Source organism: Humibacillus sp. DSM 29435, from assembly GCF_001758225.1.
In the GTDB taxonomy this organism is placed as follows: Bacteria; Actinomycetota; Actinomycetes; order Actinomycetales; family Dermatophilaceae; genus DSM-29435.
Window position 1 is genome coordinate 1 of sequence record NZ_MAST01000052.1, and the last position, 24235, is coordinate 24235.

The following is a 24235-nucleotide window of genomic DNA, read 5'->3' on the forward strand; positions in this document are numbered from 1 at the left end:
TGTCCGATTTTTGAGAACTCAACAGCGTGTCAGATAATCGATGCCAATTTTTTGTAATCCTTTGGTTGATTCGGATGATTGACCTGTTTTTGGTCAGTTGTTTGGCTTCTGCTGGGTTTCGGGCCCTTTTTTGGGGTTCAAGTTTTGTCTGCTGGCTGGTTTCGCCTTTTGGGGTGGGGTTGGTTGGTGGGTGTTTGAACATCAACGGAGAGTTTGATCCTGGCTCAGGACGAACGCTGGCGGCGTGCTTAACACATGCAAGTCGAACGGTGATCGAGGGCTTGCTCTTGTGATCAGTGGCGAACGGGTGAGTAACACGTGAGTAACCTGCCCCAGACTCTGGGATAACTCCGGGAAACCGGTGCTAATACTGGATATGACATCAAGCCGCATGGTTATGGTGTGGAAAGTTTTTCGGTCTGGGATGGGCTCGCGGCCTATCAGCTTGTTGGTGAGGTAGTGGCTCACCAAGGCGACGACGGGTAGCCGGCCTGAGAGGGCGATCGGCCACACTGGGACTGAGACACGGCCCAGACTCCTACGGGAGGCAGCAGTGGGGAATATTGCACAATGGGCGCAAGCCTGATGCAGCGACGCCGCGTGAGGGATGACGGCCTTCGGGTTGTAAACCTCTTTCAGCAGGGGAGAAGCCTTTCGGGGTGACGGTACCTGCAGAAGAAGCACCGGCTAACTACGTGCCAGCAGCCGCGGTAATACGTAGGGTGCGAGCGTTGTCCGGAATTATTGGGCGTAAAGAGCTTGTAGGCGGTTTGTCGCGTCTGCTGTGAAAATCCGGGGCTCAACCCCGGACTTGCAGTGGGTACGGGCAGACTAGAGTGTGGTAGGGGAGACTGGAATTCCTGGTGTAGCGGTGGAATGCGCAGATATCAGGAGGAACACCGATGGCGAAGGCAGGTCTCTGGGCCATTACTGACGCTGAGAAGCGAAAGCATGGGGAGCAAACAGGATTAGATACCCTGGTAGTCCATGCCGTAAACGGTGGGAACTAGGTGTGGGTCTCATTCCACGAGATCCGTGCCGCAGCTAACGCATTAAGTTCCCCGCCTGGGGAGTACGGCCGCAAGGCTAAAACTCAAAGGAATTGACGGGGGCCCGCACAAGCGGCGGAGCATGCGGATTAATTCGATGCAACGCGAAGAACCTTACCAAGGCTTGACATACACCGGAATCATTCAGAGATGGGTGAGTCTTCGGACTGGTGTACAGGTGGTGCATGGTTGTCGTCAGCTCGTGTCGTGAGATGTTGGGTTAAGTCCCGCAACGAGCGCAACCCTCGTTCCATGTTGCCAGCAGCGCTTTCGGGTGGCTGGGGACTCATGGGAGACTGCCGGGGTCAACTCGGAGGAAGGTGGGGATGACGTCAAATCATCATGCCCCTTATGTCTTGGGCTTCACGCATGCTACAATGGCCGGTACAAAGGGCTGCGATACCGTAAGGTGGAGCGAATCCCAAAAAACCGGTCTCAGTTCGGATTGGGGTCTGCAACTCGACCCCATGAAGTCGGAGTCGCTAGTAATCGCAGATCAGCATTGCTGCGGTGAATACGTTCCCGGGCCTTGTACACACCGCCCGTCAAGTCACGAAAGTCGGTAACACCCGAAGCCGGTGGCCCAACCCTTGTGGGGGGAGCCGTCGAAGGTGGGACTGGCGATTGGGACTAAGTCGTAACAAGGTAGCCGTACCGGAAGGTGCGGCTGGATCACCTCCTTTCTAAGGAGCTTCTGGCCGGCTCACTGCTTTTGGTGGTGGTTGGTTCAGAGACCCGTTTGTCAGGGCGTATGTTCCTGCGCGGGTGCTCAAGGGTGGAACATCGATTATTGGTTCGTGCATCTTCTGGTGTGCGCTTTAGTACTGGCTGTTGTGCTCCTCTTTTTGGGGGGTGTGGTGGTTGTGGAACGGGGGCTGCTGGTGGGTGTCGGGTCGTGACACGTTGTTGGGTCCTGAGGAATCGGGCTCCTGGTTGGGGTTGGGTGCACTTTTGGTGTGTCTGGCTCTGGGTGGGGGTTGGGTTTTTCTGGTTGGTTGGGCCGTGTTCTGGTTCTGGCGTTTGCTGGGGTTGGGGTGTGGTGCCGGTTGTATTTTGAGAACTTCACAGTGGACGCGAGCATCTTTTTTTGTTGTGTCAAGTTTTTAAGGGCACACGGTGGATGCCTTGGTACCAGGAACCGAAGAAGGACGTAGGAATCTGCGATAAGCCTCGGGTAGTCGATAACCAGACTGTGATCCGAGGATTTCCGAATGGGGAAACCCGGCTGGAGGCAAGTCCAGTCACCCGCACCTGAATATATAGGGTGTGTGGAGGGAACGTGGGGAAGTGAAACATCTCAGTACCCACAGGAAGAGAAAACAACCGTGATTCCGTGAGTAGTGGCGAGCGAAAGCGGAAGAGGCTAAACCGGGCGTGTGTGATAGCTGTCAGGCGTTGCACGTTCGGGGTCGTGGGACCCGCCAACCGGTGCTGACATGCTGGTAGGGAGTAAAAAATCCGTGTCATAGTCGAAGGTTCTTGAATGGGCCGGCGTAGAGGGTGCGACCCCCGTAGACGAAATGGTGCGGACTCCCGGTGGGGATCCCAAGTAGCACGGGGCCCGAGAAATCCCGTGTGAATCTGGCAGGACCACCTGCTAAGCCTAAATATTCCCTGGTGACCGATAGCGGACAAGTACCGTGAGGGAAAGGTGAAAAGTACCCCGGGAGGGGAGTGAAATAGATCCTGAAACCGTGTGCCTACAATCCGTTGGAGCCTCCCGCCGTTGGGCGTGTGGGGTGACAGCGTGCCTTTTGAAGAATGAGCCTGCGAGTTAGTGCTCAGTGGCGAGGTTAACCCGTGTGGGGAAGCCGTAGCGAAAGCGAGTCCGAATAGGGCGTTTGAGTCGCTGGGTCTAGACCCGAAGCGGAGTGATCTACCCATGGCCAGGTTGAAGCGCAGGTAAGACTGCGTGGAGGACCGAACCCACTTAGGTTGAAAACTGAGGGGATGAGCTGTGGGTAGGGGTGAAAGGCCAATCAAACTCCGTGATAGCTGGTTCTCCCCGAAATGCATTTAGGTGCAGCGTCACGTGTTTCTTGCCGGAGGTAGAGCTACTGGATAGCTAATGGGCCTCACCAGGTTACTGACGTTAGCCAAACTCCGAATGCCGGTAAGTTTAAGCGTGGCAGTGAGACTGCGGGGGATAAGCTCCGTAGTCGAGAGGGAAACAGCCCAGATCACCAGCTAAGGTCCCTAAGCGTGTGCTAAGTGGGAAAGGATGTGGAGTTGCTGTGACAACCAGGAGGTTGGCTTAGAAGCAGCCACCCTTTAAAGAGTGCGTAATAGCTCACTGGTCAAGTGATTCCGCGCCGACAATGTAGCGGGGCTCAAGCACACCACCGAAGCTGTGGCATTGACACTTTGCTCGGCATCGATACCTGCGGGTTCGGTGTCCAGGCGTGTTGATGGGTAGGGGAGCGTCGTGTGGCCAGGGAAGCGGCGGTGTGAACCAGCCGTGGAGGCCACACGAGTGAGAATGCAGGCATGAGTAGCGAATGACGGGCGAGAAACCCGTCCGCCGAATAACCAAGGGTTCCAGGGTCAAGCTAATCTGCCCTGGGTAAGTCGGGACCTAAGGCGAGGCCGACAGGCGTAGTCGATGGACATCCGGTTGATATTCCGGAACCGGCGAAGGACCGCCCATGATGAACCTTGTGATGCTAAGTGCCCGAAGCGCCACGTAAGGCGGCTTACCCCTTCGGGGGTGGTTGCTGGTGGCGGTGAGCGCGTGACCCGAACTGGTAGTAGTCAAGCGATGGAGTGACGCAGGAAGGTAGCCTCCGCGTGGCGATGGTTGTCCACGTCCAAGGGTGTAGGGCGCGACCTAGGCAAATCCGGGTCGTAGCATTTGTTTGCAAGCCTGAGACCTGATAGTGACCGCGAATGCGGGAAGAGGGTGATCCTATGCTGCCGAGAAAAACTTCTAGCGAGGTCCGAGCCGCCCGTACCCCAAACCGACTCAGGTGGTTAGGTAGAGAATACCAAGGCGATCGAGTGAATCGTGGTTAAGGAATTCGGCAAAATACCCCCGTAACTTCGGGAGAAGGGGGGCCCTGATCGTGATCCCACTTGCTGGGTGAGCGTGATCGGCCGCAGAGACCAGGGAGAAGCGACTGTTTACTAAAAACACAGGTCCGTGCGAAGTCGCAAGACGATGTATACGGACTGACGCCTGCCCGGTGCTGGAACGTTAAGGGGACCGGTTAGTACGTAAGTGCGAAGCTGAGAACTTAAGCGCCAGTAAACGGCGGTGGTAACTATAACCATCCTAAGGTAGCGAAATTCCTTGTCGGGTAAGTTCCGACCTGCACGAATGGCGTAACGACTTCTCCACTGTCTCAACCACGAACTCGGCGAAATTGCACTACGAGTAAAGATGCTCGTTACGCGCAGCAGGACGGAAAGACCCCGGGACCTTTACTACAGCTTGGTATTGGTGTTCGGTACGGCTTGTGTAGGATAGGTGGGAGACTGTGAAGCGCTCACGTCAGTGGGTGTGGAGTCAACGTTGAAATACCACTCTGGTCGTTCTGGATATCTAACTTCGGTCCGTGATCCGGACCAGGGACAGTGCCTGGTGGGTAGTTTAACTGGGGCGGTTGCCTCCTAAAAAGTAACGGAGGCGCCCAAAGGTTCCCTCAGCCTGGTTGGTAATCAGGTTTTGAGTGTAAGTGCACAAGGGAGCTTGACTGTGAGACAGGCATGTCGAGCAGGGACGAAAGTCGGGACTAGTGATCCGGCGGTGGCTTGTGGAAGCGCCGTCGCTCAACGGATAAAAGGTACCCCGGGGATAACAGGCTGATCTTGCCCAAGAGTCCATATCGACGGCATGGTTTGGCACCTCGATGTCGGCTCGTCGCATCCTGGGGCTGGAGTAGGTCCCAAGGGTTGGGCTGTTCGCCCATTAAAGCGGTACGCGAGCTGGGTTTAGAACGTCGTGAGACAGTTCGGTCCCTATCCGCTGTGCGCGTAGGAAACTTGAGAAAGGCTGTCCCTAGTACGAGAGGACCGGGATGGACGAACCTCTGGTGTGTCAGTTGTTCTGCCAAGGGCACCGCTGATTAGCTACGTTCGGAAGTGATAACCGCTGAAAGCATCTAAGCGGGAAGCACGTTTCAAGATGAGGTTTCCATGCCCGCGAGGGCGAGAGGCTCCCAGCTAGACCACTGGGTTGATAGGCCGGACGTGGAAGCACAGTAATGTGTGGAGCTGACCGGTACTAATAAGCCGATAACTTGACTAACAATCTCAACGAGTTTTGCTCGCGTCCACTGTGTAGTTCCCGGAATACAAACGGGAACCCAACAAAGTTTCTTTGTTTGATATTTCTATAGAGTTACGGCTGTCATAGCGAAGGGGAAACGCCCGGTCCCATTCCGAACCCGGAAGCTAAGCCCTTCAGCGCCGATGGTACTGCACTGGTGACGGTGTGGGAGAGTAGGACGCAGCCGGACATCATTTGAAGAGAACGCCCCGCCCGGGTCAAACCGGGTGGGGCGTTCTTGCGTGCCCGAATGGGAACGGCCCCCGGGGCGTAGGGTTGGGGTCGTGCCTGAACTCATTCCCACGCCCACCACAATCCCGGTGCCCGGCGGCAAGGTCATCAACGAACATGTCGGCGCGGTCACGACCCCGCAGGCCAACCTCTCCGCCTCCGTCTCGGTAGCCCACATGGTGGCTCCTGGCGGGTGGGCGGAGCCCTACCAGACGCCGGAGTTCGACGAGGTCACCCTGGTGTTGTCCGGATCGGTGCTCGTCGACCATGACGGTGGCACGCTAGAGGTTGGTGCCGGGCAGAGTGTCATCACCAGAAGTGGTGAGCGCATCCGCTACTCGTGCGGGTCTGACGGCGCCTCGTACGTCGCTGTGTGTCTGCCGGCCTTCAGCCCCGAGCGGGTTCACCGTGAGGAGGAGTCGTGATGACCCCGGACGAGGTTCGGCAGGCTCCCAAAGTACTGCTGCACGACCACCTCGACGGAGGGTTGCGTCCAGCGACGGTGGTCGAGCTGGCCACCGAGGTCGGGTATCGAGACCTGCCGGTCGGCGACGCCGAAGGGTTGGGTCGGTGGTTTCGCGACAGTGCCGACTCGGGATCTCTGCCTCGCTATCTGGAGACGTTCGACCACACCATCGCGGTCATGCAAACGGTGAACGGTCTGTTCCGGGTGGCCAGTGAGTGCGTGCAGGACCTCGCCTCCGATGGTGTCGTCTACGCCGAGAGCCGGTACGCACCGGAACAGCACCTGGTCGACGGACTGACACTCGAGGACGTGGTGGAGGCGGTCAACGCCGGCTTCCGTGACGGTGAGGCCAAGGCCAGCCGGGCCGGCCACCCGATTCGGGTTACTGCGCTCTTGACGGCGATGCGCCATGCCGCCAAGTCGACCGAGATCGCGCAGCTCGTGGTGCGCTACCGCGATGAAGGAGTCAGTGGCTTCGACATCGCCGGCGCAGAGGCGGGCTTCCCTCCCACGAGGCACCTCGACGCCTTCGAGTATCTGCGGAGGGAGAATGCCCACTTCACCATTCACGCCGGGGAGGCGTTCGGGCTGCCCTCGATCTGGGAGGCCATCCAGTGGTGTGGGGCTGACCGCCTGGGCCACGGTGTGCGCATCGTTGACGACATCACCATCGACGGTCAGGCCTTCGCGCCGTGGCTCGAGGAGCACCGTGACGATCCGCGCGCCCTGGAACAGGTCGAGCTGGAACGGGTGTCGCTCGGCCGGCTGGCGGCCTACGTCAGAGACATGCGCATTCCTCTCGAGATGTGTCCCAGCAGCAACCTGCAGACCTCGGCGGCCTTGTCGATCGCGTTGCACCCGATCACGCTGCTCGGTCGGTTGCGGTTCCGGGTAACCCTGAACACCGACAACCGGCTGATGAGTGGTACCACCATGTCGAACGAGGCCATGCTGCTGATGGATCAGGCCGGTTGGACGGCCGAGAACCTGCGTTGGGTGACCATCAACGCCATGAAGTCAGCCTTCCTCCCGTTCGACGAGCGGCTGGCCCTCATCGACGACGTGATCAAGCCGGGGTACGCCGTGTTGGGTGAGTGGGCGCAACCGGCGGGCTGATCACCAGTCGCCGGCTGCTCAGGAGTCGACGGCGGCGTTGATGTGGTCGACGAGCTGCCGGGGGTCAGGAGCGGTCAGGTAGAGCCGGGTGAAATGCTCGTCGACCAGTTCGATCACGACGGTGTCGGGAGCGTTGCTCACGTTCCAGAAGTGCTTGTCGCCGCCTTGGGTGTAGGTGCCCGACCACTTGCCGGGGAGACCGAGACCGGGTCCCCGTAGGCCCTTGCTGCCATGGTTGGCGCCCGGGTCCCAGGTGGCTCCGCGGACGTGGGCCAGGGGAATCTCGAGTCGCTTCGTGAACGACCACATCTTGTCGAGCCCCTGAGGCTCGATGGTGAGGGTGGTCTCGGAGAGCGTGACGGTGTTCACTGTGACTCCTTGTCGGGTGGACCGCTGTCTGCGGGTGGTGAGACGCCGGCCGGTCGGTCGGTGTCGAGCCCTGCTCGCGTGACCAGGCGTCGCCCGAGCGCGCCGGTGACGTCGGCCACGGGGGCACGGCGCAGCGTCTCGTCGACGAGGTCAGCCACGACTCGGTCGCGCGGCGCCAGCTCGAGCAGAGCGATGAGCAGCAGGTCGAGACGGGCTGACGCCGTCGGTCCCGTCCATGGCTGCAAGTTCAGGTCAGTGCTGACGCGACGGAGGGCGAGCAGGAAGAGCCCCCGCTTGCTGCCGAAGGCCTGGTACAGGCTGCCCCTGTGCAGGCCGGTGCAGCGGACGAGATCATCGATGGACGTGGCTTCGTAGCCTCCCGTGCTGAAGGCCGCGGCGGCCGCAGCCACCACCGCGTCCTCGTCGAAACCCCGGTTCCTGCCCATCCCCTCACGATGGCAGATTTATGACCAGTTAGTCAAGAACGATCGGTCAAGAAAATTGTCGGACCGCTCAACCTGATGCTGCGAGCAGCGGTGCGAGGTCTCGTTCGGCCTGGCGCGGGGTCGTGGGGCGCGCGCCCTGCGCGGAAGCGGCTGCTACCACGGCCGGCTCCTCTCGCAGCAGCGACCAGCCCCGGCGCACGAGGATGTGCGGAGGCTTTCGGCGTTCGGCCAGGTCGCGAACCAGGCGACGGACGGCGGTGACGTAGCGGTTCTGACGGACGCACAGGGCATCGGCCAGCAGTCCTTCCGCCTGCAACGGTGAGGCGAGGCGACCGGCGAAGAGCCCCTCCGCGAGCACGTGGTCACCGGGCCGGGCGGTGAGCCGCTGCCGACCAGTGACCCGGGACGTGGCGATGTCGTACACCGGAACCTCCACCTCTCCGGTCTCGGTGAGGGTCCGCAGGGCCAGCAGAGCGGCGTCGGTGTTCCAGGACTGCAGATGGTCCCAGTCAGGGATGCCGAGACCAGACCGGGGGAGCCGGGGGTCGTCGACCTCTCGGTAGAAGTCGTCCAGTCGCAGGACCGGCCACCCGGTGCGAGCGGCCAGCCGTGCGGCGAGCCGGCTCTTGCCCGCCCCACTCGGCCCGGTGAGCAGCACCACGCGGCGGCGGGCACCGACCACAGCCGCGCCGCCGCAGCCGTCTCCAACCCGGTCGGCGGTCTGGCCGGGACCCGCGGCGTTGGCCGGCTCGTCGGTGCCGGCCGTCACTCAGATGCCCTTGGGGTGCCAGACCGTCTTGGTCTCGAGAAAGGCGCGGAGGCGCCCGAGACCGGGGTCGGCCGACCAGTCGGGCTCGACGGCGACGTTCCCCGCGACGGTCGGGCGCAGCACCCGCTTGAGGTTGTCGGCGGCGGCCGCCTCGAGCTCGCCCCAGACGAGATCGTCGACCCCTGCGGCGCCGGTGAGGTCGATGGCGTTGACGTCACGGTGCGAGGCCAGCCACGGTGCGACCTCGGCGGTGCGTGCGGTGATGATGTTCACGACACCCCCGGGCAGGTCGGAGGTCGCGAAGACCTCGCCGAGGGTGACTGCGGGCAACGGCCGGTCTGCCGACGAGAGCACGACTGCGGTGTTGCCCGTCGCGATCACCGGGGCCACGACCGAGACCAGTCCCAGCAGCGAGGAGCCTTGCGGCGCCAGCACGCCCACCACGCCGGTCGGCTCGGGGACCGAGACGTTGAAGAACGGGCCGGCCACCGGGTTGAGGTTGCCCAGCACCTGCGCCACCTTGTCGGTCCATCCCGCGTACCAGACGAGCCGGTCGATGGCGGCCTCCACCGATGCCGCCGCACCCCGTGGGGTCAGGCCCTCCGCGGCGGCGACCTCGTCGACGAACTGGCCGCGCCGGCCCTCGAGAATCTCGGCCACCCGGTAGAGCACCTGCCCGCGGTTGTAGGCCGTGGCCGCAGCCCAGCCGCGTTGGGCGGACCGTGCCGCCCCGACGGCATCCCGGACGTCCTTGCGCGAGCCCATCGAGACGTTGGCCAGAAACTCGCCTGACGCGGACACCACCTCGTACGAGCGGCCCGACTCACTACGAGGGAAGGCGCCCCCGATGTAGAGCTTGTACGTCTTGCGAACGTCGAGGCGGCTCATCGGGTGTCTCCCGTCGTCGAGGAGGGCGTGCGAGGGCTGGTGGTCACGTAGGCCGCGAGGCCCTGCCGGCCGCCTTCGCGGCCGTAGCCGGACTCCTTGTAGCCGCCGAAGGGCGAGGTCGGGTCGAAGCGGTTGAAGGTGTTGGCCCAGACGACGCCCGCCTTGAGCTGGTCGGCCATCCAGAGGATGCGTGAGCCCTTCTCGGTCCAGACACCGGCCGACAGCCCGTAGGGCGTGTTGTTGGCCTTGGCGACCGCTTCGGCGGGTGTGCGGAAGGTCAGCACCGACAGCACCGGACCGAAGATCTCCTCGGTCGCGACCCGGTGCGTCTGGGCGACGCCGGTGAGCACGGTCGGGGGGAACCAGAAGCCGGTGGCCGGCAGGGAGCACTCGGGGCTCCACCGTTGCGCACCCTGGGCCACCCCGATGTCAACGAGCCTGGTGATGCGCTCGAGCTGAGCCCGGGAGTTGATGGCACCGAGATCGCTGTTCTTGTCGAGCGGGTCACCGACCCGCAGGGTCTCGAGTCGGCGTTTGAGCTTGGCCACGACCTGGTCGTGAACGTTCTCCTGCACCAGCAGCCGCGACCCGGCGCAGCACACCTGGCCCTGGTTGAAGAAGATGCCGTTGACGATGCCCTCGATGGCCTGGTCGATGGGAGCGTCGTCGAACACGACGTTCGCCGCCTTGCCGCCCAGCTCGAGCGTGGCCTTCTTCGTCGTGCCGGCGATGGACCGGGCGATCGCCTTGCCGACCTCGGTGGAGCCGGTGAAGGCGATCTTGTCGACGTCGGGGTGCTCGACGAGGGCCTGGCCGGTGCGGCCGTCTCCGGTGAGGATGTTGACCACCCCGGCCGGTAACCCGGCCTGCTGGCACACCTGCGCGAAGAGCAACGCCGACAGTGGGGTGGTCTCGGCCGGCTTGAGCACCACGGTGTTACCTGTCGCCAGAGCCGGGGCGATCTTCCAGGCGAGCATCAGCAGCGGGAAGTTCCACGGGATCACCTGGGCCACGACACCGTGGGGTCGGGGGAGCGGCCCGCCCGAAGGCGTGAGGCCGGCGTGCTCGAGCTTGTCGGCCCAGCCCGCGTGGTAGAAGAAGTGGGCCGCCGCCACGGGAACGTCGACGTCGCGGGTCTCCTTGATCGGCTTGCCGTTGTCGAGCGTCTCGAGCACCGCGAACTCGCGGGCCCGTTCCTGCAGGATGCGCGCGATGCGGAAGAGGTACTTCCCGCGCTCGGCGCCGCTGAGCGCTCCCCACTCGCCGTCGAACGCGCGACGGGCCGCCGCCACCGCCTTGTCGACGTCACGAGGCCCAGCCTGGGTCACCTGAGCCAGCACGCTCTCGTCGGCGGGGTTGATTGTGTCGAAGAGCGCCTTGGGCCGGGTGAACGTGCCGTCGATGAAGAGCCCGTACGACTTCTCGATCGTGACGACGGCCCGGGACTCGGGGGCCGGGGCGTACTCGAAGGTGGGCATCTGCTCTGCTCTCAGTCGATCGTGACGTAGTCGGGCCCGGAGTAGGCGCCGGTGACGAGCTTCTGTCGTTGCAGCAGAAGGTCGTTCAGCAGGCCGGAGGCTCCGAAGCGGAACCAGTCGGGGGAGAGCCAGGGTTCACCGGCCACCTCGCTGACCATGACGAGGTACTTGATGGCGTCTTTGGTGGTGCGGATGCCGCCGGCCGGTTTGACCCCGACCTGCACCCCGGTGAGCTCGCGCCAGTCACGCACGGCCTCGAGCATCACGAGGGTCACGGGCAGGGTGGCGGCGGGTGCCACCTTTCCGGTGGAGGTCTTGATGAAGTCGCCGCCCGCCAGCATGGCCAGGTGCGCAGCTCGGCGCACGTTGTCGTAGGTGACCAGCTCGCCGGTCTCGAGGATCACCTTGAGGTGGGTGTCGCCGCAGGCTGCCTTGACGTCGGCGATCTGGTTGAAGACCGTCAGATACTCGCCCGACAGGAACGCGCCACGGTCGATGACCATGTCGATCTCGTCGGCGCCGGCCCGCACCGCGTCGCGGGTGTCGGCCAGCTTCACCGCGAGGCTGGCGCGCCCCGAAGGGAAGGCGGTCGCCACGGCCGCGACCCGAACCCCGCTGTCACCCAGCGCTTCCTTGGCCGTGGCCACCATGTCGCCGTACACGCAGACCGCCGCCGGTCGAGGGGTGCTCGGGTCGAGCGGGTCTGGCACGAGGGCCTTGGCGCAGAGGGAGCGCACCTTGCCCACGGTGTCGGCGCCCTCGAGCGTCGTCAGGTCGATCATCCCGATCGCGAGGTCGATGGCCCAGGCCTTGCTCGTCGTCTTGACCGAGCGCGTGCCGAGTGACGCCGCCCGTGCTTCGCAGCCCACCTGGTCGACGCCGGGTAGACCGTGCAACCAACCGGTGAGGGCGTGGTTGGTCAGCCGCGACACCCCGAGCACGTCGCGCGCGTGGGCGACGGTGCCGGCGGTCGTGGCCACAGAGGGGGCGGCCGGGCTGGGCAGGCTGGGTGAGGTGGTGCGGACGGTCACGCCGCGAGTGTATCCACCTCGGCTACGCGGATCCTCCGGTGAGCCGTCCGCCCGATGCTCCGGACCACGGCTTCGTCTGAGACAGTCAGGGCATGGGCAGCACGCGAAACGAGGAGTCGGCGCGGTGAGCGGGGGCGACGAACGACGGCGCGACGAACGACAGGGTCACGAACGACAAGGTCACGAACGACAAGGTCACGAACCAGAGAGCGCTGATCCGCAGCCCGCCCGGGCAAGGGCCGACCGCGAAGGGGCCGGCCTGCGTGGAGCCCGGTCGCTGCGGCCTACCTCGTCGGTGGTCGTGGGCGTGGCCGGAGCCCTCGCCGGGCTGTCGCTGCTTGTGCCCTCCCTGCTGTCGAACGACCGCAGCCCCACACTGATCGCCTCGGTCGTGCTGGCTCTCGTGCTGCTCTGGCTCTTCGTCGCCCGACCCCGTGCCCTCATCCACGCCGAGGGAATCCGGCTCGTCAACCCGCTTCGGGTGGTCGACCTCACCTGGCCGGTCATCACCGAGGTGCGCTCGAAGTGGGCCCTGGAGCTGTTCGTCGGAACCACGCGGTACACCGCTTGGGGCATCCCGGCCGACCCGAAACGGCCACGGCACGGTCGCGGCCTGCTGACCCTCGGGGCCAACAAGGTCGGGAGCGCCCAAGGCTCTCGGGGCTCTCGGGGCGCCCGTGGGTCGGCGGTGCCGCAGGCTGAGCCCAAGGTCAAGGTCGAGGCGCAGACCGTGGCCGTCGAGGTGGAGCAGCGTATCGCCGCCGACCGCCGACGCAAGGACGGGCGCACTCCGCGCATCGCCAGCCAGAGCTGGGACCCGGCGGCGGTCGGGATGCTGCTGGCGGCCCTCGCCCTGTTCGCGCTCGCTCTGCTGTTCGGCTGAGCACAGTCAGCCCCAGCCGGCCGGCTCCCCGGGGCCGGTCGGGGAGAGCGCGCGGTCAGCGCTGGGGTGGCTGGGGGAGCCGGGGGAGCTCAGTCAGACGTTCGAACTCGGAACGGATCGACGTGAGGCGCTGCGTGGCCGCCTCCTGAGCGTGCGCCAACCGCTGCTTGGGACTTTGCTCTGGCGTCTCGATGGTCCCCACGGTCTCGATGACTTCGAGATACACCTTGACCTTCGGCTCGGTGCCGCTCGGGCGGACGATGACGCGCGACCGGTCAGCGAAGCGGTAGCGCAGCCCATCGGTAGGGGGCAGGCCACCGTCACCGCGCGCGAGGTCGTCGATCCCCTCGATGGCGACTCCGGCCAGGCTGCTCGGCTGCTGCGCGCGAAGCCTGCCCATGAGCACCTCGATCTGAGCCAGCTCGGACACCCGCACCGAGAACGAGTCGGTGAGGTGCACGCCGTGCGTGACCGACAGGTCGTCGAGCAGGTCGAGCAGCGTGGCGCCCTCGGCCTTGAGGCCGGCCGCCAGCTCGGCGAGCAGCAGGGCGGCGCTGACGCCGTCCTTGTCGCGCACGATCTCGGGAGCCACGCAGTAGCCGAGCGCCTCCTCGTAGCCGTAGCGCAGCCCGTCGACCCGGGCGATCCACTTGAAGCCGGTAAGGGTCTCCTCGTGCCGGATGCCGGCCGCCCGGGCGATCCCGGCCAGCATTCGGGAGCTGACGATCGAGCAGGCGAAGACGTCGTGCTCGCTCACGCCGCGCGACACGAGGTGAGCCCCCAGCAGGGTGCCCACCTCGTCACCTCGCAGCATCCGCCAGCCGTTCACTGCCGGGTCACGCACCGCCGCAGCGCACCGGTCTGCGTCGGGGTCGTTGGCGATGACGAGGTCGCAACCGACCTCGACGGCCTTGGCGAGCGCCAGGTCGATGGCGCCCGGTTCCTCGGGGTTGGGGAAGGCCACCGTGGGGAAGTCGGGGTCGGGCACCGCCTGCTCGTCGACGACCACCGGCGCGGCAAACCCCGCGCGGACGAAGGCGTCGTGCACGGTCGCGTGGCCCACCCCGTGCAGGCTCGTGTGCACCACCGACAGGTCGCGGGGTGAGTCGGGGTCGACGACGGAGACGACCGCGTCGAGGTAGGCGTCCTGCAGACCCTCGCCGAAGGTCTCCGCGCCATCGGCCGCTCGCGGCACGTCGGCCACCCGGTCGACCGCCGTGATGTGAGCGGCGATCAGGGCGTCGGCGGGAGGAACGATCTGGCTGCCGTCACCGAGGTACACCTTGTAGCCGTTGTCCTGCGGCGGGTTGTGGCTCGCGGTCACCATCACCCCGGCGTCGGCTCCGACGTGACGGATTGCGAAGGCGAGCACGGGCGTCGGCAGCGGCTGGGGCAGCAGCAGTGCCCGACCACCGGCGGCCACGACGACGGCAGCGGTGTCGCGCGCGAAGACGTCGGAGTTGTAGCGGGCGTCGTAGCCGATGACGACGACCGGGTGGGTGACCGCCACCTCGCGCTGCAGGTAGGCGGTCAGCCCGGCCGCCGCGCGGATCACCACGCTTCGGTTCATCCGGTTCGGGCCGGCGCCGATGGCACCACGCAGGCCGGCCGTGCCGAACTCCAGCGTTCCGCAGAACCGGTCGGCCAGGTCGTCGAGGGCCGCGGCGTCGCCCGCTTCCACACGAGCGAGCAGGTCGTCGATCTCGGTGCGCGTCGTCGGGTCGGGGTCGTCGTCACGCCACGCCAGCGCCGCGGCCTTCAGCTCGCCCCCTGCTGCAGTGCTCACCCGATCCTCCGTACGACGTCGGCGAGCAGGCGGCCGCACCGGTCGGCCGCGGCCCGGCCGGCCTCCAGCACCTCCGCGTGGCTGAGTGGCACGTCGGAGATGCCGGCCGCCAGGTTGGTGACGAGCGAGATGCCGAGCACGTCGAGCCCGCACTGCCGGGCGGCGATGGCCTCGAGCGTGGTCGACATGCCGACCAGGTCGCCGCCGAGCACCTTGGCCATGGCGACCTCGGCCGGGGTCTCGTAGTGGGGCCCGCGGAACTGCACGTAGACGCCTTCGTCGAGGTCGGGGTCGACCTCGCGAGCGATGGCGCGCAGGCGGGGGGTGTAGAGGTCGGTGAGGTCGACGAAGTTGGCCCCCTCGATCGGTGAGGTGGCGGTGAGGTTGAGGTGGTCACGGATGAGCACTGGCGTGCCTGGCGCCCACTCGGGGTTGAGGCCGCCGCAACCGTTGGTGAGCACGACCGTCGACACGCCTGCGGCCTTGGCCGTGCGGATGCCGTGCACGACCGCGCGCACGCCGCGACCCTCGTAGAAGTGGGTGCGGGTGCCGAAGACCAGCGCTCGTCGGCCGGTGTCGCCGATCTCGACCGAGCGCATCGTGCCGGAGTGTCCTTCGACCGCGGCCCGGTGGAAGCCGGGCACCTCGTCGTTGTCGATCGTCGCGACGGTCTCACCGATGAGGTCAGCGGCGCTGCCCCAGCCGGAGCCGAGCACGAGCGCGATGTCGTGGCGTTCGGCGCCGGTGCGCTCGGCGATCACGGCGGCGGCCGCGTCGGCCACGGCGAACGGGTCGGTGGACGGGTCGCTGAGGTCGCTGAGGTCACGGGGTGCGGTGGTCACCTCCTGACCCTATCGAGCGGGCGAGGGACCGACCGGAGCGCTACCGGCGGCTCGGTCGGTGGTTGGATGGATCGGTGATCACCCGTGAGACCTCTGTCGTCATCGTCGGTGGCGGCCCGGCCGGCTACGAGGCCGCGCTCGTCGCTGCCCAGCTGGGAGCGCACGTGACGGTCGTCGAGAAGGACGGCCTGGGCGGTGCTGCGGTGCTCACCGACTGCGTCCCGAGCAAGGCCCTCATCGCGACGGCCGACCACATGTCCGACATCGGCGTCGCCGAGCGGCTCGGGGTGCGGCTGCACGACCGTGCGGGCGGCCCGGTCTCGGGGGCCATCGCTTCGCCGCACACCGTGAACGGCCGCATCCTGGCGCTGGCCGCCGCGCAGAGCGCCGACATCCAGGTCGGTCTCGAACGCGCCGGCGTCACCTTCCTCAAGGGTGTCGCACACGTCGTCGACGGACACTGCGTGCGGGCCACGACCGCTGACGGGCAGGCGCACGACCTGCGGGCCGACGTCATGCTCATCGCGACGGGCGCCAGCCCCAGGGTGATGCCCAGCGCGGTGCCCGACGGTGAGCGGATCCTCACCTGGCAGCAGATCTACGACCTCGACGAGCTGCCCGAGCGGATGATCGTGATCGGCTCCGGGGTCACCGGTGCCGAGCTCGCCCAGGCGTTCCTCGGGCTGGGGTCGGAGGTCGTGCTCGTCTCCTCCCGTGACCGGGTGCTGCCGGGGGAGGACGCCGATGCGGCCACCGTGATCGAGGACGTCTTCCGCAAGCGGGGGATGGAGGTGCTCGGCCGGTCGAGGGCCGCAGGGGTGGAGCGCACCGACACCGGGGTGCTGGTCACTCTGGTCGACGGGCGAACCGTCGAGGGCACGCATGCGCTGCTCGCCGTCGGCTCGGTGCCCAACACGTCGGGTCTGGGCCTTGAAGAGGTCGGGGTCGAGCTCTCGGAGTCGGGTCACGTGCAGGTCGACCGGGTTTCGCGCACGAGTGTGACCGGCATCTACGCGGCCGGTGACTGCACCGGCGTGCTGCCGTTGGCCTCGGTGGCCGCGATGCAGGGCCGTATCGCGATGTGGCACGCCCTCGGCGACGCCGTGGCGCCCCTCAACGTCACCGGCGTGGCGGCCAACATCTTCACCGAGCCGGAGATCGCCACGGTCGGGCTCGGGCAGATCGCGGCCGACGAGTCGCCCGAGGTGGAGTCGATCATGCTTCCCCTGGCCCGCAACCCGCGCGCCAAGATGCAGGGCATCACCGACGGCTTCGTCAAGCTCTTCTGCCGCCGGGACTTCGGCACGGTGCTGGGCGGCGTCGTGGTCGCGCCCAAGGCCTCTGAGCTGATCTTTCCGGTGGCGCTGGCGGTGCAGCACCGGCTGAGCGTCGACCAGGTGGCGAGCACCATCACGGTGTATCCGTCGCTCTCGGGCTCTATCGCCGAGGCGGCTCGTCAGCTGCACCAGTCCGAGTAGCCGATCAGGCCGGCCGGTCCTCACCCGGGGGCGCCGGCGGCGGCTGGGTCGGGTTGGCGACGGGGGGAGAGTCTTGCTCCGGCCCACCTGGGCTGAGCTCGTCGTCGCCGTGCAGCTCCTCCTGAGTCAGCAGCCCCTCCTGCGCCCAGCGTTCGCGGCGGCGGCGCCGGGCCACCTCGCGGACCTTCTTCTGCACCGGGTAGAAGATGACCGCCACCACGAGCAGGGTGATCAGCCCCTGAACGGGGAAACCACGTCCTGGCCCGGTCTCGGTGATGAGAGTGATGAACACCGCTGAAGTGTGTCAGAGCCCCGGCTGGCCCGGCTCGTCCGACGCGTCGCTGATCTCGGCGAGCACGGTTCCCGAGGTGACCGTGGCTCCCACGGTCGCGGAGAGCGCAGTGACGACCCCGGCCTTGTGGGCGTTGATCGGCTGCTCCATCTTCATGGCCTCGAGCACGACGACGAGATCGCCGGCAGCCACGGTGGCGCCCTCCTCGACGGCCACCTTGACGATGGTGCCCTGCATCGGGGCCGTGAGGGAGTCGCCGGATGCCGCCGCCCCCCCTCTGCTGCCCGAGCCTCGCTTGGGTGCCTTCTTCCGAGCGCCGTGGCCGGCGGCGGGACCACCCAGGGCCAGGTCGTCGGGGAGGCTGACCTCCATGCGCTTGCCGTCGACCTCCACGACCACCACCCGCCGGGCCGCGCCGTGCTCATCGTCGGACCCGGTCTGGCCGGCGTACGGCTCGATGGTGTTGTCGAACTCGGTCTCGATCCACCGGGTGTGAATCGTGAAGGGGGCATCGCCGTCAGGCGCGAACGCCGGGTCGTTGACGACCGCCCGGTGGAACGGCAGCACCGTCGGCATGCCGTCGACCTCGAACTCGGACAGTGCCCGCCGCGACCGTTCGATGGCCTCCTGGCGGGTGCGGCCGGTGACGATGAGCTTGGCCAGCATCGAGTCGAAGGCCCCGGCGATGACGTCACCCTCGACGACGCCGGAGTCGACACGCACGCCCGGACCCGAGGGTGGGCGGTAGGTCGTGACCGTGCCCGGCGCCGGGAGGAAGCCGCGGCCGGCATCCTCACCGTTGATGCGGAACTCGATGGAGTGGGCGTGCGGCGTCGGGTCGTCGAAGTCGAGGGCCTCGCCGTTCGCGATGCGGAACTGCTCTCGCACGAGGTCGATGCCCGTGACCTCCTCGCTCACCGGGTGCTCCACCTGGAGTCGGGTGTTGACCTCGAGGAAGCTGATGTCGCCGGCCGGGCCGATGAGGAACTCGCAGGTGCCGGCGCTGACGTAGCCGGCCTCCTTCAGGATGGCCTTGCTGGCTCGGAGCAGCTCGGTGTGCTGTTCGTCGGTGAGGAACGGCGCCGGGGCCTCTTCGACGAGCTTCTGGTTGCGGCGCTGCAGCGAGCAGTCGCGGGTCGAGACGACCACGACGTTGCCGTGCTCGTCGGCCAGGCACTGGGTCTCGACGTGGCGCGGGTGGTCGAGAAACCGTTCGACGAAACACTCGCCGCGGCCGAAGGCGGAGACCGCCTCTCGCACGGCCGACTCGAACAGCTCGGGGATCTCCTCCATCGAGCGGGCGACCTTGAGGCCGCGGCCGCCACCTCCGTAGGCCGCCTTGATCGCCACCGGCAGCCCGTGCTCCTCGGCGAAGGCGATGACCTCGTCAGGGCCCTCGACCGGGTTGGCCGTTCCGGGCACCAGCGGTGCGCCCGCCTTGAGGGCGATGTGGCGCGCCTTGACCTTGTCGCCGAGGGTGTCGATGGCGACCGGGCCGGGCCCGATCCAGGTGAGGCCGGCGTCGATGACGGCCTGGGCGAACGCGGCGTTCTCGGCGAGGAAGCCGTAGCCGGGGTGTACCGCGTCGGCGCCTGCCCTGACCGCCACCTCGATGAGCTTGTCGGCGAGCAGGTAGCTGTCGCCCGGAGTGGAACCGCCCAGGGCGTAGGCCTCGTCGGCGACCTTGACGTGCAGGGCGTCACGGTCGGGTTCGGCGTAGACGGCGACCGAGGCGATGGCGCTGTCGCGGCAGGCGCGAGCGATGCGCACCGCGATCTCGCCGCGGTTGGCGATCAGAACCTTGCTGATGGGTGCCATGGATCGGAGCCTAGCGTCAGGTCGATAGCGTTGGAGCATGACCTCGACCACGCCCGACCATCTCCCGTCCGTCTCGCTCGGGCACGCCTCCGAGCCTGGCCTTCGCGTGCCCCAGCTGGGCTTCGGGGTGTGGGAGGTTCCGGACTCCGAGGTCGGAGCGGCGCTGGCCCGTGCCCTCGAGGTGGGGTACCGACACGTCGACACCGCCCGGATCTACGGCAACGAGGCTGGTGTCGGGCGCGTGCTGGCCACCACCGACGTGGCCCGCGACGACCTGTTCGTGACCACCAAGCTGTGGAACGACGACCACGCGAACGCCCGGGAGGCTTTCGACTCGTCGGTCGCGCGGCTCGGCGTCGACGTGCTCGACCTCTATCTCATTCACTGGCCGGCGCCGGGGCAGGACACCTTCGTGCAGGCCTGGACGACCATGCTCGAGCTGCACCGGGAGGGGCGGGTGCGTTCGGTCGGAGTCTGCAACTTCCAGCCGGCACATCTGCAGAGACTTCTCGACGAGACCGGCGTGCTGCCATCGATCAACCAGATCGAGCTGAGCCCCTATCTGCAGCAGCGCGAGCTGCGCGCCTTCCACGCCGAGCACGACATCGTCACCGAGGCCTGGAGCCCGCTCGCCGTTCGCGCCGGCCTGCTCGATGACCCGGTGCTGGCCCAGATCGCTGCCTCGCACGGGGTGAGCCCGGCTCAGGTGGTGCTGCGATGGCACCTCGAGCTGGGCAACGTGGTGCTGACCCGGTCGGTGACGCCGTCGAGGATCAGCGACAACTTCGACATCTTCGGCTTTCAGCTGGCCGCCGGCGACCACGAGGCGCTCGGGTCTCTGGATCGAGGCCGGCGCACCGGGCCCGACCCCGACCGGTTCTGGGCCTGAGCCGATAACCTCTCGGTCATGGCCTGGTTCTCGAAGAAGGGCAAGGACGACGGCGAGCCATCCTCAGACGTCGTGGCGCTGGAGGGCGATGACTCGCTCGTCGCCGAGGGGCACACCGGTCGGCCGGTGTCGAGGCCCCTCGAACCAGCCGAGCGGGCCCGCATCGAGGCGGCATCCGGTCGGCTGGCTGCGCTGGCCGTCGACGTCGACGACCTCCATTCCATCGGCGCCGCCTACGACACTGCGTTCCAGGGCTGGCAGAACGACCCGGGCTCGGTCGACTCTGGTGAGCTCGTAGAGCTGTACGGCGTGGCCATCGGAGAGCACCTGGCGCGTCACAGCGCCCGCCAGTGGGCCGTGGTGACCGATGTGTTCGGCACCGACCTCGGACTGGTGGCGGCGCGAGCAGAGACGGTGATCGTGCCGCACAACATCGTCAGCGCCCGGTGGATGCGTGGTGAACGCGGCTGGATTCCCGGCGTCGTGTCGCACCTGGTGGCGCTGCAGACTCGGGATCGATGACCGAAGCAGCCGAAGGGCGGAGCAACCCGCGCCTAGGATCGCGGGATGGACAGTGACGAGCACCGTAGCCGCCGCGATCTCGAGGAGGGAATCGAGCGCGACTTCACGCGCAAGATGTCCTACGGAGACTACCTTCAGCTCGACCGACTGCTGAGCGCCCAACACCCCCGCAGCAACCCGCCGCAGCACGACGAGCTGCTTTTCATCATCCAGCACCAGACGTCCGAGCTCTGGCTGAAGCTGCTGATCCATGAGCTCCGTTCGGCCCGGAGCCTGCTGGCCAACGACGAGCTGGGCCCGGCGTTGAAGCGGCTGGCCCGCATCAAGCACATCCAGCACAGCCTCACCGACCAGTGGTCGGTGCTGGCCACCCTGACGCCGAGCGAGTACGCGCAGATCCGGCCCTTCCTCGCCGCGAGCTCGGGGTTTCAGTCCGCGCAGTACCGCGAGGTCGAGTTTCTGCTCGGGAACAAGAACGCCGACATGGTCGACGTCTTCACCCACGACGAACAGGCTCGAGGTGAGCTGCAGCAGCTGCTGGTCGAACGCAGCCTCTACGACGAGTTCATCGCCTATCTCTCGCGGCGCGGGTACGCCGTGCCCGCACCGGCTCTCGAGCGTGACTGGAGCCAGCCCTACCGAGCTGTCGACGGCCTCGTCGACGTTTTCGCGGGTGTGTACGCGCAGCCCGCCCAGCACTGGGGCGTCTACGAGGCCTGCGAGGAGCTCGTCGACGTGGAGGACAACTTCCAGCAGTGGCGCTTCCGGCACCTTCAGGTCGTGCAGCGCACCATCGGCCATAAGGTGGGAACGGGCGGGTCGAGCGGCGTCGACTTCCTGCGGCGCGCGCTCGACCTGACGTTCTTCCCCGAGCTGTACGAGGTGCGCACCCGCATCGGATGACGCCCCGTCAGCCGGCTCCGGGCAGGTTGACCGGCCGCCGCTGCCAGCGCAGCGGCTCGCACTGGCACGGGCACGGTCCGAGGCACGGACCGACCTCGTGGCACTCCAGGAGGCACGCGCAGTCGACGAGCAACACCGGCATCGGGTCGACCCGCGGTTGACGGCCGCGCATGAGACGTCGTCGCTGCTGCAGGTCGGCGGTCGTGGGGTGGTCTGTGGTCGCGTCCGGACGTCCGATGGCCAGGGCCTCGCGCTTGGCATCCGGCGCGAGCGCACGGATGCGGTTACGGTGACCACGCAGGTGGTAGGCGGCGGTCGGCTGCTCTCGGTCGTAGCGCGGGCTGTGGAGCCTTTCCTGGGTGAGCACGTCAGGAGGGCCGACGTCGAGGTGGGCCGGAAAGCGGCGCCCCGCGTTGTCGCGCACGGTGTCGACGGAGACCGGTGCCACCATGGCTCCGGACGAGTCGGTCACCGCCAGGCACAGCCCTGCCGCCGCCAGGATCTTCACGAAGGTCGACGCGGTGACCTGCGCCGTGCCGGCCTCGACGCGGCAGACCGTCGACTGGGACAGCCCGACGAGCTGCGCGAGCTCGCGTTGGCTCAGGTCGGCTCGTCGTCGGGCGCGAACGACATACCGCGCCACGAGGGCGGCGGGGTCGGCCTCACTCCCGGGGTGCTTCTTCATGAGGGCACTGTGACAGCAGGGTCTGACAGCCTGGGCGGCCAGAGGTGGCGCGGCCGCTACGTCGCTGATGCGTGAGGCGGGTCAGTGACGTAGCGGGCTGGGGGGTCGGGCTCGGGACCCCCTACGTCACTGATGCGTGGGGCGGGTCAGTGACGTCGCGGGCTGGGGGTGCCCGGTGGCATCAGACGGCGGTCTTGGCCCGCACCTGACGCTTGATGCGCGAGAGCATCGCCACCATGCCGCGCAGGCGCAGGGGGGACACCGCGGCCGCGAGCCCGAACCGCATCGGGGCGTCGTCGGGCACGGCCAGCACCTCAGCGGCCGAGAGCCCGTCGAGACCTTCGTGCAGGATGCCGGCGAACCCGCGCGTGGTGGGCGCCTCAGGCGGGGCGTCGAAAAAGAGGTTGACGACGCGGGCATCGAGCGACGCACCCTCGCCGACCTCGACCGTGAGGAAGAGCGGTGACTGACACTCGTCGACCCGCTCGAGCCGGCTCAGGTCGCCGGCGTACCGCTCGGGCATGGGCGGCAGTCCGTCGCTGAACTCGAGCAGCAGCTGCAGCTTCAGGTCGTTGTTCGCGGAGGTGAAGTCGTCGGCGATCTCGGCCAGGGCGGAGGGCAGCGGAACAGGGGAGGCGGAGGAGTCGCTCACGCGCACCTCACTTCTCGATCGGCACGCGCACGGCGTTGCCCCACTCGGTCCACGATCCGTCGTAGTTGCGTACCTTCTCGAAGCCGAGCAGGTGCGTCAGCACGAACCAGGTGTGCGACGAGCGCTCCCCGATGCGGCAGTAGGCCACCACGTCGTCGTCGGGGCTGAGCCCCTGCTCGGTCAGGTAGATGGCTTCGAGCTCGGCCCGCGACCTGAAGGTGCCGTCGTCGTTCGCCGCCCGTGCCCAGGGCACCGACGCCGCGCCGGGGATGTGCCCTCCCCGCATGGCCCCTTCCTGCGGGTAGTCGGGCATGTGCAGCAGCTCGCCGGAGAACTCTCCCGGGGAGCGGACGTCGACCAGCGGGCTGCCCAGGTGAGCGAGGACATCGTCCTTGAACGCCCGGATGGGTGCGTCGTCGCGCTCCACGACGGGGTAGTCGACCGGCGTCGGAGTGGGCACGTCGCGGGTCAGCTCTCTCCCATCGGCGATCCACTTCGCCCGGCCACCGTCGAGCAGCCTGACGTCCTCGTGACCAAAGAGGCTGAAGACCCAGAGCGCATAGGCCGCCCACCAGTTGCTCTTGTCGCCGTAGATCACGACGGTCGTGTCGCGGGAGATGCCGCGGGCACCGAGGACCGCGGCGAAACCGGCGCCGTCGACGTAGTCGCGCGACACGGGGTCGTTGAGGTCGACGTGCCAGTCGACCTTGAGCGCCCCGGGAATGTGCCCGGTGGAGTAGAGCAGCACGTCCTCGTCAGACTCGAGCAGCGCGATCCCGTCGGGTCCGCCGACGTGACCGGCCTCGATCTGCTCCGCGAGCCAGTCGGTCGTCACGAGCCGGTTCGGGTGGGCGTAGGCCTCGATCTTGGGGTCGGTTTCGCTCATGCGCCCATCGTGTCACGCGGGCCGCTCTGCCCGTTCAGGTGTTCGCGCTCGACGACGTCGATGCCAGTGAGACCCGGGTGAGGTCGGCCCGACAGCGCCGCTCGAACTCACCGAGCTCCTCGATCGTGTCCTGCACGTCGCGCAGTCGCTGCTCGAGGTCGTGACGGCGTTGCTCCACCTGCCCGAGCACGTACTCGAGCTGGGTGCGACGCCCGCGCGGTGCGTCGAAGAGGTCGATGATCGTGCGGATCTCCTCGAGCGGGAAGCCGAGTCGCTTGCCGCGCAGGATCAGTGCGAGCCGGGTGCGGTCGCGGCGATGGTAGAGCCGGTGGGTGCCCCGACGTTCCGGGGCGATCAGGCCCAGGTCCTCGTAGTGGCGCACGGTGCGGTGGGTCACCCCGAACGCGTCGGCCACCTGGGCGATGGTCCACGCACCCTCTCGGTCAGCGGCATCCGACGGCGAACTTGTCATGCCCCCGATCGTGCTTT

Annotated in this window: 22 protein-coding genes and 3 rRNA genes; 10 read left to right on the plus strand and 15 right to left on the minus strand. The window is 66.8% G+C overall.

What is annotated here, in order from left to right:
• Nucleotides 1-202 (minus strand): hypothetical protein (locus BA895_RS24255; protein WP_217493957.1); only part of this gene is annotated, 202 nt, incomplete at its 3' end.
• Between BA895_RS24255 and BA895_RS20230 the strand changes: the two genes are divergently transcribed.
• The 5 genes from BA895_RS20230 (at nucleotide 202) to BA895_RS20250 (ending at nucleotide 7129) form a co-directional block, all read left to right on the plus strand.
• Nucleotides 202-1732: ribosomal RNA gene (locus tag BA895_RS20230) — 16S ribosomal RNA — on the plus strand. The two genes, BA895_RS24255 and BA895_RS20230, sit on opposite strands and share 1 nt — an antisense overlap.
• Before the next feature lie 410 nt (nucleotides 1733-2142).
• Nucleotides 2143-5295: ribosomal RNA gene (locus BA895_RS20235) — 23S ribosomal RNA — on the plus strand.
• Nucleotides 5296-5389: 94 nt separating this feature from the next.
• Nucleotides 5390-5506 (plus strand): 5S ribosomal RNA (rrf, locus tag BA895_RS20240).
• Together the 16S, 23S and 5S rRNA genes form the textbook arrangement of a ribosomal RNA operon.
• Nucleotides 5507-5600: 94 nt before the next feature.
• Nucleotides 5601-5972 carry a cupin domain-containing protein gene (locus tag BA895_RS20245; protein WP_070193705.1) on the plus strand — a complete coding sequence of 124 codons (372 nt, stop codon included), beginning with the start codon at nucleotides 5601-5603 and terminating at the stop codon, nucleotides 5970-5972.
• The gene (locus tag BA895_RS20250; RefSeq protein ID WP_070193706.1) at nucleotides 5972-7129 is read left to right on the plus strand and encodes an adenosine deaminase; all 1158 of its coding nucleotides are present in this window, start codon (nucleotides 5972-5974) and stop codon (nucleotides 7127-7129) included. The genes BA895_RS20245 and BA895_RS20250 overlap by 1 nt, the downstream gene beginning before the upstream one ends.
• Before the next feature lie 18 nt (nucleotides 7130-7147).
• Here BA895_RS20250 and BA895_RS20255 read toward each other — a convergent pair whose 3' ends face one another.
• From BA895_RS20255 to deoC, 6 genes are all read right to left on the minus strand, one after another.
• Nucleotides 7148-7498 carry a hypothetical protein gene (locus BA895_RS20255; RefSeq protein WP_070193707.1) on the minus strand — a complete coding sequence of 117 codons (351 nt, stop codon included), beginning with the start codon at nucleotides 7496-7498 and terminating at the stop codon, nucleotides 7148-7150.
• On the minus strand, nucleotides 7495-7944 hold the full coding sequence (locus BA895_RS20260) for a helix-turn-helix domain-containing protein (RefSeq protein WP_070193708.1): 450 nt from the start codon (nucleotides 7942-7944) through the stop codon (nucleotides 7495-7497). Before BA895_RS20260 ends, BA895_RS20255 begins: the two co-directional genes overlap by 4 nt.
• A gap of 67 nt (nucleotides 7945-8011) precedes the next feature.
• A complete protein-coding gene (locus BA895_RS20265) occupies nucleotides 8012-8713 on the minus strand; it encodes a uridine kinase (RefSeq protein WP_254666585.1) in 702 nt (233 codons plus the stop codon).
• The gene (locus tag BA895_RS20270) at nucleotides 8714-9601 is read right to left on the minus strand and encodes an aldehyde dehydrogenase family protein (protein ID WP_070193709.1); all 888 of its coding nucleotides are present in this window, start codon (nucleotides 9599-9601) and stop codon (nucleotides 8714-8716) included. It abuts the gene before it with no gap.
• The gene (locus BA895_RS20275) at nucleotides 9598-11079 is read right to left on the minus strand and encodes an aldehyde dehydrogenase family protein (RefSeq protein WP_070193710.1); all 1482 of its coding nucleotides are present in this window, start codon (nucleotides 11077-11079) and stop codon (nucleotides 9598-9600) included. The genes BA895_RS20270 and BA895_RS20275 overlap by 4 nt, the downstream gene beginning before the upstream one ends.
• Nucleotides 11080-11090: 11 nt before the next feature.
• The gene (gene deoC / locus BA895_RS20280) at nucleotides 11091-12110 is read right to left on the minus strand and encodes a deoxyribose-phosphate aldolase (protein WP_070193711.1); all 1020 of its coding nucleotides are present in this window, start codon (nucleotides 12108-12110) and stop codon (nucleotides 11091-11093) included.
• 307 nt (nucleotides 12111-12417) lie between these two features.
• Between deoC and BA895_RS20285 the strand changes: the two genes are divergently transcribed.
• A complete protein-coding gene (locus tag BA895_RS20285) occupies nucleotides 12418-12993 on the plus strand; it encodes a PH domain-containing protein (protein ID WP_254666586.1) in 576 nt (191 codons plus the stop codon).
• A gap of 55 nt (nucleotides 12994-13048) precedes the next feature.
• On the opposite strand, the gene BA895_RS20290 is transcribed toward BA895_RS20285, so the two are convergent.
• Both BA895_RS20290 and BA895_RS20295 read right to left on the minus strand, forming a co-directional pair.
• On the minus strand, nucleotides 13049-14779 hold the full coding sequence (locus tag BA895_RS20290) for a phospho-sugar mutase (protein ID WP_070193712.1): 1731 nt from the start codon (nucleotides 14777-14779) through the stop codon (nucleotides 13049-13051).
• On the minus strand, nucleotides 14776-15621 hold the full coding sequence (locus BA895_RS20295; RefSeq protein WP_070193713.1) for a purine-nucleoside phosphorylase: 846 nt from the start codon (nucleotides 15619-15621) through the stop codon (nucleotides 14776-14778). Before BA895_RS20295 ends, BA895_RS20290 begins: the two co-directional genes overlap by 4 nt.
• A gap of 74 nt (nucleotides 15622-15695) precedes the next feature.
• On the opposite strand from BA895_RS20295, the gene BA895_RS20300 reads away from it, so the two are divergent.
• On the plus strand, nucleotides 15696-17099 hold the full coding sequence (locus tag BA895_RS20300) for an NAD(P)H-quinone dehydrogenase (RefSeq protein WP_070193714.1): 1404 nt from the start codon (nucleotides 15696-15698) through the stop codon (nucleotides 17097-17099).
• Nucleotides 17100-17103: 4 nt separating this feature from the next.
• Here BA895_RS20300 and BA895_RS20305 read toward each other — a convergent pair whose 3' ends face one another.
• Together BA895_RS20305 and BA895_RS20310 are read right to left on the minus strand one after the other, a co-directional pair.
• Nucleotides 17104-17391, minus strand: a complete 288-nt coding sequence (locus tag BA895_RS20305; RefSeq protein ID WP_070193715.1) for a hypothetical protein — start codon at nucleotides 17389-17391, stop codon at nucleotides 17104-17106.
• A 12-nt stretch (nucleotides 17392-17403) separates the two neighbouring features.
• Entirely contained in the window at nucleotides 17404-19209 is a 1806-nt protein-coding gene (locus tag BA895_RS20310; RefSeq protein ID WP_070193716.1) for a biotin carboxylase N-terminal domain-containing protein, read from the minus strand.
• Nucleotides 19210-19246: 37 nt separating this feature from the next.
• Here BA895_RS20310 and BA895_RS20315 point away from each other — a divergent pair, with 37 nt between their 5' ends.
• Genes BA895_RS20315 through BA895_RS20325 form a run of 3 tightly spaced genes read left to right on the plus strand, consistent with a single transcriptional unit; the run spans nucleotide 19247 to nucleotide 21523 of the window.
• Nucleotides 19247-20098, plus strand: coding sequence for an aldo/keto reductase (locus tag BA895_RS20315; RefSeq protein WP_070193717.1), 852 nt, complete (start codon nucleotides 19247-19249; stop codon nucleotides 20096-20098).
• Nucleotides 20099-20116: 18 nt separating this feature from the next.
• Nucleotides 20117-20620: a DUF3806 domain-containing protein gene (locus BA895_RS20320; protein ID WP_070193718.1), complete on the plus strand. Its 504-nt coding sequence runs from the start codon at nucleotides 20117-20119 to the stop codon at nucleotides 20618-20620.
• Nucleotides 20621-20665: 45 nt separating this feature from the next.
• The gene (locus BA895_RS20325; RefSeq protein ID WP_070193719.1) at nucleotides 20666-21523 is read left to right on the plus strand and encodes a tryptophan 2,3-dioxygenase; all 858 of its coding nucleotides are present in this window, start codon (nucleotides 20666-20668) and stop codon (nucleotides 21521-21523) included.
• Nucleotides 21524-21530: 7 nt separating this feature from the next.
• Here BA895_RS20325 and BA895_RS20330 read toward each other — a convergent pair whose 3' ends face one another.
• From BA895_RS20330 to BA895_RS20345, 4 genes are all read right to left on the minus strand, one after another.
• On the minus strand, nucleotides 21531-22208 hold the full coding sequence (locus BA895_RS20330) for a helix-turn-helix domain-containing protein (RefSeq protein WP_070193720.1): 678 nt from the start codon (nucleotides 22206-22208) through the stop codon (nucleotides 21531-21533).
• A gap of 181 nt (nucleotides 22209-22389) precedes the next feature.
• Nucleotides 22390-22866, minus strand: coding sequence for a SufE family protein (locus BA895_RS20335; RefSeq protein WP_070193721.1), 477 nt, complete (start codon nucleotides 22864-22866; stop codon nucleotides 22390-22392).
• A 1-nt stretch (nucleotide 22867) separates the two neighbouring features.
• Nucleotides 22868-23746 (minus strand): sulfurtransferase, encoded by an 879-nt coding sequence (locus BA895_RS20340; RefSeq protein ID WP_070193722.1) that lies wholly within the window; start codon nucleotides 23744-23746, stop codon nucleotides 22868-22870.
• A 34-nt stretch (nucleotides 23747-23780) separates the two neighbouring features.
• The gene (locus tag BA895_RS20345; protein ID WP_070193723.1) at nucleotides 23781-24218 is read right to left on the minus strand and encodes a MerR family DNA-binding transcriptional regulator; all 438 of its coding nucleotides are present in this window, start codon (nucleotides 24216-24218) and stop codon (nucleotides 23781-23783) included.
• Nucleotides 24219-24235: the final 17 nt, after the last annotated feature.